1 protein-coding gene is annotated in these 1212 nt (G+C 61.7%); it reads right to left on the reverse strand.

Annotated features, from left to right (window positions below; all coding sequences use genetic code 11):
- Nucleotides 1-1119 (reverse strand): IS630 family transposase, encoded by a 1119-nt coding sequence (locus PMN64_RS42850; RefSeq protein ID WP_411785118.1) that lies wholly within the window; start codon nucleotides 1117-1119, stop codon nucleotides 1-3.
- Nucleotides 1120-1212 lie beyond the last annotated feature (93 nt).

Below are 1212 nucleotides of genomic sequence, written 5' to 3' on the forward strand. Positions count from 1 at the left end.
CTAGTGTCCTGAACCAGAAGTTCGCAACATCGCGTCGTGTTTTGGCGGGGCATTGTAGCGGCAGAAGCGCTCGATGGAAGCAAGGATGTCATCGGCGGATTTGGTCCATCGGAACGGTTTGGGATCGGCGTTGTGTCGTTCGATGAACGTGGCGATGTCCGCCCTGAGGGCGGCTACGCTGCGATAGACGCCGCGCCTGATCTTCTTATCGGTGAGGAGCGCGAAGAAGCGCTCGACTTGGTTGAGCCATGACGAACTGGTCGGGGTCAGGTGCACGTGCCAACGCGGCCGTTTGGCCAACCATCTCCGGATCATTGGGGTCTTGTGCGTGACGTAATTGTCCATGACGAGATGAACGTCGAGGTCGCGCGGTACGGCAGCCTCGATCTCGTCGAGGAACTTGCGGAACTCGGCGGTGCGGTGGCGCCCGTAGCACTTGCCAATGACCCGTCCGGTCGCAATATCGAGGGCAGCGAACAGCGATGTGGTGCCAAGCCTTTTGTAGTCGTGGCTCCTTCGGGCCGCCTGGCCGGGACGCATCGGCAACATCGGCTGGCTGCGGTCCAGCGCCTGGATTTGGGATTTCTCATCCACACACAGAACGATGGCGTGCTCCGGCGGTGAGACGTAGAGGCCCACGACATCGCGCACTTTGGCCACAAAGTTCGGATCGGTCGAGAGCTTGAACGTCTCCATCCGGTGCGGCTGGAGCCCGAAGGCCCGCCAGATGCGTTGTACCGTCGACACCGATAGGCCGCTGGTCTTCGCCATGTCGCGGGAGCTCCAATGAGTGGCGTTCTCAGGGCAACTCTCCAACGTCCTCACGATCACGGCTTCGATGCGGGTGTCGTCAATCGTGCGCGGCGCGCCGGAACGCGGCTCGTCGTGCAGCCCGGCCACACGCTGCTCCATAAAACGCCGCCGCCATTTGCCTACGGTCTGTCGGTCCAGCCCAAGCTTGGCCGCCACTTCCGTGTTCTGACCACCTTCCGCACAGGCCAGCACGATCCGGGCTCTCAGAGCCAGCGCCTGCGCCGTCTTCCGCCGCATCGTCAGCGACGTCAGTTCGGCCCACTCATCATCGCTCAATATCAGGGGGGCAAGTTGCTGGACAGCCATTGGAGACTCCGTCGCCGTTTGCCTCCATCCTTGGCACAGCGACGCGAATCTACTGCGAATCTATGATTGCGAACTTGTGACTCGGGACACTAG

Origin of the sequence: Bradyrhizobium sp. UFLA01-814, assembly GCF_046718885.1 — a bacterium.
GTDB classification, from domain to species: Bacteria; Pseudomonadota; Alphaproteobacteria; order Rhizobiales; family Xanthobacteraceae; genus Bradyrhizobium; species Bradyrhizobium elkanii.